The organism is Kitasatospora sp. NPDC034023 (assembly GCF_055575795.1).
Window position 1 is genome coordinate 1 of sequence record NZ_JBVIRY010000047.1, and the last position, 9,575, is coordinate 9,575.

At 72.1% G+C, this 9,575-nt stretch carries 4 protein-coding genes and 1 pseudogene; 2 read left to right on the forward strand and 3 right to left on the reverse strand.

Annotation, left to right across the window (positions count from 1 at the left end; translation table 11 throughout):
- Positions 1-300 precede the first annotated feature (300 nt).
- Positions 301-846: an NUDIX hydrolase gene (locus ACZ52R_RS38475; protein WP_465626581.1), complete on the forward strand. Its 546-nt coding sequence runs from the start codon at positions 301-303 to the stop codon at positions 844-846.
- A gap of 466 nt (positions 847-1,312) precedes the next feature.
- Here ACZ52R_RS38475 and ACZ52R_RS38480 read toward each other — a convergent pair whose 3' ends face one another.
- Complete coding sequence (locus ACZ52R_RS38480) at positions 1,313-5,218, reverse strand: wHTH domain-containing protein (RefSeq protein ID WP_465755059.1); 3,906 nt, start codon at positions 5,216-5,218, stop codon at positions 1,313-1,315.
- Positions 5,219-6,156: 938 nt separating this feature from the next.
- On the opposite strand from ACZ52R_RS38480, the gene ACZ52R_RS38485 reads away from it, so the two are divergent.
- Positions 6,157-6,666: a hypothetical protein gene (locus ACZ52R_RS38485; protein ID WP_465755060.1), complete on the forward strand. Its 510-nt coding sequence runs from the start codon at positions 6,157-6,159 to the stop codon at positions 6,664-6,666.
- A gap of 159 nt (positions 6,667-6,825) precedes the next feature.
- Here the strand turns inward: ACZ52R_RS38485 and ACZ52R_RS38490 are convergent.
- Together ACZ52R_RS38490 and ACZ52R_RS38495 are read right to left on the reverse strand one after the other, a co-directional pair.
- A pseudogene (locus ACZ52R_RS38490) lies at positions 6,826-7,269 on the reverse strand (transposase); the annotation flags it as partial.
- 304 nt (positions 7,270-7,573) lie between these two features.
- Positions 7,574-8,743 (reverse strand): cytochrome P450, encoded by a 1,170-nt coding sequence (locus ACZ52R_RS38495; RefSeq protein ID WP_465755061.1) that lies wholly within the window; start codon positions 8,741-8,743, stop codon positions 7,574-7,576.
- Positions 8,744-9,575: the final 832 nt, after the last annotated feature.

A 9,575-nucleotide genomic window follows, 5' to 3' on the forward strand; every position in this document is an offset into this window, starting at 1 on the left:
GTCCGCTGCCTAATCAGACGGGCTTGGACCCTCTACCGCTGGGATACCCGGCCTCGAAGCCCCCGCATCCGATGACCTACTGGCGGACGCCCTTAGCCAAGGAGACCTCGACGAGGCGTGCGCCACCGCGCGCGCCGCCCTCGACCTGGCGAGCACCACTATGGTCAAGCCGCTCGTCCTGCGGGCCAAGGCCCTTGAGAAGGCCCTCGCCCCGTGGGCTCGAGAGAGGCCCGTGCTGGAGCTGACCGCGTGCGTGAAAGAGTCGGAAGCGCAACTGGTTCGCGCCTAGGGAGGCTAACCATGGAGTGGGAGACGTTCGGACGCCGCAAGGTCTACGGCAGCCCGTGGGTCGAGGTCTGGCTGGACGACGTTGAGGTGCCCGGGCTCGGCCGGATCGACCACCACGTCGTCCGCTACCCCCGGGCATCGACCACCTCCGTCGTCACCAACGACCGCAGCGAGTTCCTCCTTCTCTACCGGCACCGGTTCATTACCGGTCGGTGGGGCTGGGAAGTACCCGCCGGCTGGGCCGAGCCCGGCGAGGACCCGGCCGCCGCGATCGCCCGCGAGGTCGAGGAGGAAACCGGTTGGCGCCCCGGCCGCGTCGATCTGCTGACCGAGTACGACGCAATGGCCGGCATCAGCGACGCGCACTTCCGCTGCTACCACGTCACCGGATGCACTCGCGTGAGCGAGCCGGAGGACGTCTCCGAGGCGGCCCGGGTGGAGTGGGTGCCGGAGGCCGAGGTAGTCAAACTCTTGGTGAGCGGCGAGGTCCCGGACGGCCCGTCTCACACCGCACTGTCGTACTACCTTGGCCCGCACCGGCTGTCCCGGCGTGGCTGATCGGTCTGGTCACTGGTCAGCCACGGCACCACGGTCAAGCCCTCGGCGCCGGTAGGTTCGTGCCCACCAGCCACAGGAGGACCCGTGCCCAAGACCGTCACCCGCCGCAAGATGGGGCCCCTTCGCCCTCGCAGACCACACCTTCATGGTGATCTGCACCGCCGGCCTGTGGCCCCCGTCCTCCTCATGGCCCGCCACGGCCGCAAGACCGTGACCAAGTACCACGGGTTCCCCGAGGCCTGACACGACAACGCCCCCTCCCGGGCGGGGGCGTTATGCTGCCCGCGATCGCAGACGCAACGTTCCGGCGAAACAGGGCCACGGGTCACCCTCGCGAGCGTGGGGCCATCGTCCTCCCCGCACCCGCGGGGGTCAGCCGTTGTTGATGACGTCGCCGCCGGCGTTGAGGTCCTCCCCGCGTCCGCGGGGCCTGCCGGGCGTTTACCGTGGCGAGGCGTCCGGACGGTCACGCGAGCGGCACCCGCGCCAGGGCCGCGCGCACCGTGGCCGCCAGGTCGCCGACGTGGACGCCGAGGTCGCGCAGGTGGCGGGCGGTCTGGGCGATGGGCAGGTCGACGCGGTGGGCGATGCGGACGAGTTGGGCGAGCGGCATGGGCGGGTCCATGGGCTGCGGCATCGCATGTTCGTCGGCGGTGAGCAGGCGCAGGGCCTCGCGTTGGGTCAGGTCCGGGGGGAGGTCGTCGTGGGAGACCCGAAGGCCGTAGGAGCGCAGCCGGGTGGCTAGTTCCCTGGGGCGACGGTCGAGGTCCCGGGCGGCCAGGGCCAGGAGGAAGAACGGGATCTCGTCGTCGGGGCTGAGCCGGAACCACCAGGGGGTGTCCGGCCGGTCGTAGTTGTCCACGTCGATCTGCAGCAGGTCGTCGTGGCGGAAGAGCTCGCGGTCGAGTTCGCCGGGCCGCTGCGGCAGGACCATGCCGACCCGCACCCGATAGGCGGCGAGTCGGCTGGTCAGCTTCCGCAGGCTGAGGCCCAGTTCCTGGGACACCTCGATGAGTTGGTGGAAGCTCGGCGCGCGGTCCGTCCGGAAGGGCGACCACTCGACCTCCCAGTCACCGGCCAGCAGGCCGAAGTCGTCTGGGGATTCCCGGCACTGCGCGGGCGGCGGGAGGGTGAAGCCGAGGCGTGCGTACTCGGCCCGTACCTCGTGGGCGGGCAGTTCCAACCAGTCCTGGGCGGCCACCAGCTGCCACGGCGGGAGCGGGCCGGTGGCGCTGACCCATGGCCATGCGCCGGTGTGGTCCCGGCTGAGCCACCGCACATAGTCCTCGTCCGGCCGTTCGGGGAAGTCGAAGGGCTCCACCTCGAGGCCGTAGCGTTCCAGCCGGTGCCGCACCTGCGCCGGGCTCAGTCCCGTTTTCAGGGCGGCCTGGGCCACGTGGCCGGGCGGCACGGGGCCGGTGTCCGAGATGCCGCGGTATTCGACGACCTCGCAGTCCTGGTGGAGCAGTCGCAGGTCCGTCTCGTCGGGCATGCCCGCCGCTGTAGCGTCCGGTAGGACGGTGATTCCGTGGGCCCGCATGGCGGCCGCGGCCTGCGCTACGCTCACGCCGAGTCCCTCTCCGACCTCCAGCAGATCGCCGATCGTCGCGTGCGAACGGCGGCGATCGTACGGCTGGTCGAGCCAGGTCATGTCCGAGGTGTCCGCCCACTCCTGCGTGTCGGGGGAGGCGGGCACCACCAGGTCGCTGACGCCGAAGAGCCGTCGCCGCTGCGCCGTGGCGGCCGGGTCGCAGCCGAGCCGCCGGGCGACGCCGAAGGCGTCCGAGGGCCGGGTGAGCCCGAACACGCCGCGCTTGCCGGTGAACAGCTCCGGGTCCGACGGGCGGGCTCGGACCGTCCGGCGGGGCTCGGCGAGTTCCGGTACGAGCTCCGTCAGCTCGCGGGCCAGATCGCTCTCGGGGTGGGCGAGGACGCGCCACAGCAGGATGTGGTCCGGTATCGAGAGGTACACGGCGTCCGACGACCGTTCCGCGCGCCGGTTCGTCAGCAGGCCGTCGAGGAGCTTGCGGTCCAGCGGGAAGCAGCCGGCCGTGGCGGGTACGGCTGCCCGGCCGCGAATACGGAACGCCGCGCCCGCTTCGAACGCGGCTTCGGCCACCAGGTCCGCGATGCGCGGGCTGCTCTCGGCGACCTTCTCCATCCACTCCAGGGTGAGGAACCCCGCGCCGCTCGTCACCAGGGCGCCGGCCGCCGCGGCCAGGAGTGCCTCGACCCGGGGCGAGATGTCGTCCAGGACGGTGAGGCGGTCGGAACTGAGCCGGCGCGGGGCGTGGTCCCCGGAGAGGTTCACCACGACGCCGTGGAGGCCGGTGAGCACCCCGACCCGCTGTCCCGGCTCGATCGTGAGGCCGTCCACCAGCAGCAGGCCGCCGTCCTCGCGCCAGATGACCTGGGCGCCCGGTGGGCCGTCCGTCCATTCCACCAGACTGCTGAGGTCCGGGCCGCCCGTCTGTACCCTGCCCGGCCCCCGGAGGACCCCGGGCTCCCACTCCGTCCTGCGCCCGCCGTGCCGCGCCGTCGTCGGGAACTCGGCGATGTGCAGCACCGCCGCGAGCGCGTCCAGGCCGGACCAGGAGCGGCGCCGGTCCCGCAGGTAGAGCCGCACCGTGGTCCCGGGCCGGGTGCCCCGCTCCTCCTTCTCGACGATCCGGAACAGGTGGTTGGGCCCGAGGATGTGGGCCTCCACCAGCGGTCCCGGCATGCCGTCGAGTCCCATGCGGCAGGACGTCACCCGGATCTCGTCCGCGAGCATGAAGTAGGACAGGACCCCGATCCCGAACCGGCTGTTGGGGTGCAGCCGCACCGGGGGCTCCACCCGCTCCCACTGCGCCTGTTCCAGCAGGAAGTCGGGCTGCTCGGCGAAGCGGGCGCCGGCGTTGGAGAACACGCCGCGCAGCTCCGCCTCGCCCATGCCGATGCCGTCGTCGGCGCACTCCAGGTACTCGCGGCCGTCCTCGTCGACGCCCTGGACGAGGTCGATCCTGCCCTCGTACGGGTGGAAGGGCCGGCCGGAGCGCTCCAGGTACTGGGTCCTGGCGCGGCGGTAGCGGCACGCGTCGAGGGCGTTCTGGTACAGCTCGCGCACCGCGAGGCCGTGGTCCTTGTAGAGCTGGGTGCCGGTCAGCAGGCCGCGCACACGGCGGTCGTCGAGCCGGAAGCGCGCGCTGCTGGTGAAGGTCCCCGGCGCGGGGACGACGCCGTCGGCGGAGATCCGAGCGGGCAGCGGCGGCAGGGGCCGGGCGATGCGGTCGGGCAGGGCGATCCGGTCGGACAGGGCGCGCCCGACCGCGAGGAGCAGTCCGTCCAGCCGCTGCGCGTGCTCGCGCAGGGCCTCCACGACGGCCTCGTGCTCGCAGACCGCCTTGAGGACGGGCAGCTCCGGGGATCCGCTCCACGTCGACCTGGCCAGGGTGCGGCGCAGCCCGTCGAGGTCGACGGGGTTCGGGACCCCGATGTGCTCGACCACCGTGTCCGGGAGGACGGCGGGTTCGATCGCGGCGCCGTACGCGACGGCGAGCAGCAGGCCGGCCCGGCGTTCGCGGATGCGCTGGCGTCCGGGCCCGGGCAGGAGTTCGTCGGCCTCGAGCTGGCCGAGGTGCTCGGGGTTGCAGATGTCGGCGCCGATCCGCAGGCCGGCGAGGATCCGGGCCAGGCGCCGGACGTTCAGCGCCTCGGTCAGCGGGCCGCTCCCGGCGGTGAGTTCGGGCGCGAGCGTGGACGCGAGATCTGGCACGAGATCTGGCACGAGATCTGGCACGAGATCTGGCACGAGATCTGGCGCCAGTTCGGCTTCGAGTCCGGCGAGGCGGTCCGCCCCCTTGTCCTCCTCGGCGAGCCAGCGCCGGTACAGCCACCACCCGGTCGCCGGCGCGGCCTGCGGGCGCAGCCGGGCCCGGTTCACCAGCAGGTCGTGGCCGGCCAGGAAGGACTGGTAGCCGGCTCGCCGGCCCGTCGCCGCGCGCCGGGGGCGCAGGTCGGTGGGGTCGGCCTCCAGCCGGGAGGCCAGGAGCAGGAGTTGGTGGGTCTGGTAGAGGTAGGGCAGCAGGACGAGCAGCCCGGCCTCGGCCGGGTAGAGGTCGAGCGCGCCGTCGGGCTCGCCGAGCAGCCATTCCACCCGGTCCGCGAACCGCGTCGCGAACCCGGGGTCGGCCCACGGGTCCCCGGCGGTCCTCTGCTCGGCGCGGTCCCGGACGGCGGCGAGCCGCTCGGCCAGCCGGGCGGCGTGCTGCCGGTGGGGCTCGGCGTCGCGCGGTGCGGCGTGGGCCCAGACGCCCGACTCCAGTACGGCGCGGACCCACGGCTCGCTGGGCGGGGCGGGATCGGCCGGAGCGGGGGTCGTCTGGAGCGTCATCGAGCCCACCTGGATGACGGTTTTCTGGTTCCCCCCGCCGATGGTGTTCGTGACGTTGTACCGATCCACCCGTTGTCCTCCCCCGGTCACCGCGTGGGGGACAGCTTAGGTGGACGGGGCGGCGGGCCGTCGTGCGGGTGAACGCCGCCGGAGGCGACGGTCGCGAGGCCCCGAAGACCGGCCCCGGCCGGAGGTGAGCGCCCGGCCCGTTGCGGGACCCCGTCGCTGGCGGCGAGAGCGGTCGGGTGCTCGCTCCGGATCCGCTCTTCGCCTGCGGTGGCGGGAGGATCCGGCAGTCGTTCACGCGAGCTGTGCGGGCTGCAGGGCTGCGGTGCTCGGCCAGATGTACGAGGCGTGGTCGTGGGGGCTGACGGCGGTGGCGGGCGATGTCGTCGTGGAAGCCGGAAGCCGGAAGCGAGGTCGCCAGTGGCGGCGATCGCGGCAGCGTGCGGTGCGTCGACGGGGACGACGCGATGACTTCCCGTGTGCACAGGGCCCAGAGCCGCACGGTGTCGGCGCTGCTGCTGATGACCTCTCGGCTGGCGTTGTGGGCAGCAGGTCGGCGGGAAGGTACGGACGGCTGGGACTGTGTCCCGTCACCGCGCCGTATCCCAGGCGGTGGCGCGGAGACCTCCTTTCGTCACGGCCGGGCGGGCGTCCTCCCCGCACCCGCGAGGCCAGCCGTCACCCGGTCAAGGCTGGCGGGCGAGTGTTGCCTGGGGTTGCCCCGGGGATGCGATGGCCCCCGCAGTCGAACCCGTCAACCGCCTGGGGAACGACCACGAGCAGCCCTGTCCGGCCCCGCACCGGAGACCGCTTTCGGGGATCGCCGTCGACTGCCACTGCCGCGCGTGTTGTGGAGAATCCGTGCTTCGCCGGCCACTCACCGCACCGGAGCGCTACGTTGGCGGCTGCCGACTGTGGGGAGAACCGTCGACATGACCATCGACCAGGCCGCCCTCGGCCGCGCGGTGAGGGCAGTTGCCACCGCCGCGCACGCCGATGACGTGGCCGCGCTGTACCGGGCCGTGATGCCGCCGACAGGGACGGACACACCACCGGCCGAGGCCGCGACCTGGTTCGGGACGCTCCTCATCCACCTGGCACTCACGGCGGCGACCGCTTCGAAGCTCGAACCGGGCTGCCACCGGGACGCCGTCTCGGAGTGGATCGGGCGGGAGTTGGGCCCGCCGCCCACCCCGGCACTGCTGCGCGCCGCGGACCCCGGCCGCATCGACCACGTCGAAGCCGTGAGCGCCGCAGCGGACTACTCCCGCTACCACGAGTACGCCGTCGACCTGGTCCGGGTGGGCCTGACCGACCCGGACCAGGAACCGGACGAGCGAGGCGTCGACGCCCATTGCGCGGTGACGAACGACCAGGACGGGCGGATCACCGTGATGGCGATGCTCGGCCGCCTCATCCCCGTTCCCGGCGACCGAGGCTGATCTTGCCGCTCCGGAAGCTCGCCTGAACCACGAACCTGTCGACGGTCCCGGCAGCTCAGCTCATAGGGGACATGGGGATGCCGGTCGCGCAGACCGGCGAGCTGATGCCGTCCTCCTCGGGCAGTCCTCCCCGCACCCGCGGGGGTCAGCCAGCTGTGCCCCGCCGTCGTGGCCGGGTGGGGTGTCGTCCGGGTTGATGCTGATCATCGCCCAGTCGTAGTGGCGGTCGCCCTTGGTGCCGTGCCCGGTCCGCAGCCGTTGCCAGGCCCGCCGGGGCAGCTTGGCCAGCAGGGCGGTGGCGGTGAAGCGACCGGCCGGGGTGGTGACGCGGTGGCCCGCGGGGACGGCGACCGTGTAGTCGTAGCCCAGCTCGCGTATCCGCTCTCGGAGTTCACGCCCGCCGTAGACCTCGTCGGCGGCGGCCCACCGGGCCGGGAGCCCGGCGTCGCGGGCGCCCTTCAACATGGCGGCGGCGAGCTGGGGCTTGGTGGTGAAGGCCAGCTCGTCCGGGACACCGGTCAGGTCGCGGCGCTCGTCGTCGGCGGCCCAGTCCTTCGTCAGGTACAGGGCCCGGTCGACGATGGCGTGGCCGAACTCGTCCGCTTCCTGCGAGCCGAGCGGATCACCGTGGTCGATGTCGACCGGCCCGACCGCAAGGCCCGCCGCGCACACGGCAAGTCCGATCCCGTCGACGCCTACGCCGCCGCGACCGCCGTCCTGTCCGGCCGGGCCGGCGCCCGGCCTGGGCCGTCAACCGCTCGGCGGCCCCGTAGACCGCATGGACGCCGACGAGTTCGCCGTGCCGGTCGTACCGCAGGTCGAAGGTGGTGGAAGGGCCATCGGTCGTGTCGTCCCCGACCGGTCGATCCGGCCCAATTCCCGCGCCTGCGGTATGAGAGACCACGGATCACCAAGTGACCGGCAACGCCTGCAGGCCGCGGAAGACCAGTTCCGGCACGTAGGTGAGCTCGGACTCGTCAACGGCGAGGCGCAGTCCCGGATACCGTTTCACCACGGACCCGATCGCCACCCGCATCTCCCGGCGGGCCAGTATCGCGCCGAGGCAGAAGTGCGGCCCGTGCCCGAAGGCGAGGTGCGCTGCCGGTCCTTCGCGCGTGATGTCGAAGCGGCCGGGATCCGGGTACACACCGGGGTCGCGGTTGGCCGCGACGATGACCGGTAACACCGGTTCGCCCGCCCCCAGTTCGACGCCCTCCAGATCGACGGGCTCGGTCGTGACCCGGACCTCGGCCGAGGTGAAAAGCCTGCTGTAGCGCAGCAGTTCGTCGACCGCCGGTCCGATCAGGTCCGGTGACGACCGCAGCAGCGCGAGTTGGTCCGGGTGGCGCAGCAGGGTCAGCAACGAGTTGCCCAGCTGGTTGACGGTCGTCTCGTGGCCGGCGATCAGCAGGCCCTCGAGGTTGGCCAGCAGCTCGGGTTCGGTGAGGTGGTCGCCCTCGTCGTTGGCGGCGACCATCGCCGAGATCAACCCGTTGTCCGGCTGCGCCCGCTTCTGGCGCACCAGATCGGCGAGCCAGTCCTGCATCTCGCTCTGTGCGGCCCGCAGTTCGTCCGAAGTGATGTCCGTGACGAACAGTCGCCTGGTCCACCTGCGGATGGCCTCCGCCTCGGAGTAGGGCACGCCGAGCAGCTCGCAGATGACCATCAACGGCAGTGGAGCGCAGAGACCTGCCACAAGATCCGCGGTCGGATCGAGGGAGTCGAGCAAGGAGTCCACAGTGGACTGCACGCGTGGCTCGAGCTGATCGACCATGCGTGGGCTGAACGCCTGCGACATCAGCTTGCGCAGGCGGGCGTGGCGCTCGCCGTCCAGGCTGGAGACCAGTAACGGGTCGGCGGCGACGGACAGTTTCAGCGGGCCGCCCGGAAGTGTGGCCGCCTCCCGGCTGAACCGGCTGTCGCTCAGAACCTGGCGTACCGACTTGTGGGAAAGGGCGAGCCAGACGTCTGCCGTACCCATCGTCGCGAGGACGACCGGAGCCCGCGCGAGCAGAGCCTCGGCTTCGGGCTCGTTGTCGAGGTGGTGTGGTGTGGTGAAGGGAAACGTGGCTTGCATCGCTGCCTCCTGACTGGATGTCACCAGGCCCGGGCGCCGGGTGCCGGGCGCGAACGGCCGGGACCGATGCGCGGATCGGTGACAGCTGGGTTGTGTGCCGCCGGGGGCGGTGGCGCTTCGCGATCGTCTCGAAGTGGATGGGGGTCGAACGGTTCAGCCGGAGCTGTCGGCGGCGCCGGTGGGCGGTTCGCTCGATCCGGGTGGTGATCGCCGTGCGGAGTTCTCCCGGGTGGCCGGATGACGGGCGAGGACGTTCTTCTGCGCGAGTGCGAACGGGATTCTAGGGCGTTGTCACCGGCGGCGTCGACGGTGCCCATGAACCCGGCCCGGTCGTGGCGGTGCAGGGCGTGGACGCACTTCCGTGACCGCACCGGCGGGTTCACCGGCAGGTCCGCCGGCGGACACTGCGACGGGCCGCCCGTATGAACGACGCGTTTCATGGGGCACGGGACGGATCCTGCCACGGTGCCTCTTTCGTGCAGGCATATGACGTTGTGATGTGCCTCCTTTGAGACAGCCTTCGCCTGACCTGTGGCGAGGGCGTGATGTTGCTGCCATGCTCATCTGCGCGGCGGAACGATCATCGCCTCGACCCCTACGCTCAGCTCACCAGTGCATCCTCCTCGAAGCGTGTCGCCAATGCTGTCGCTTTCGAGGACCGCTCCACTGATCCAGAGGCCCGAAGCGCGGGCGAGTCCGGGTTCCGATACCACCGGGTCGCCGGGCTGCCCGCGCGCTCGATGCTCCGGCCGCTTGCGCGGCCGGAGCCGCACCATCGGGACTGCTACGGAAACACCCCGCCTTCCTTCATCCCCCCGGCTCACGAGGTGTC

Excerpts from the sequence above, each read along its gene's own strand:
- ACZ52R_RS38480 (WP_465755059.1), bottom strand. The coding sequence starts at position 5,218 with ATGACGCTCCAGACGACCCCCGCTCCGGCCGATCCCGCCCCGCCCAGC.
- ACZ52R_RS38485 (WP_465755060.1), top strand. The coding sequence starts at position 6,157 with ATGACCATCGACCAGGCCGCCCTCGGCCGCGCGGTGAGGGCAGTTGCC.
- ACZ52R_RS38495 (WP_465755061.1), bottom strand. The coding sequence starts at position 8,743 with ATGCAAGCCACGTTTCCCTTCACCACACCACACCACCTCGACAACGAG.
- ACZ52R_RS38475 (WP_465626581.1), top strand. The coding sequence starts at position 301 with ATGGAGTGGGAGACGTTCGGACGCCGCAAGGTCTACGGCAGCCCGTGG.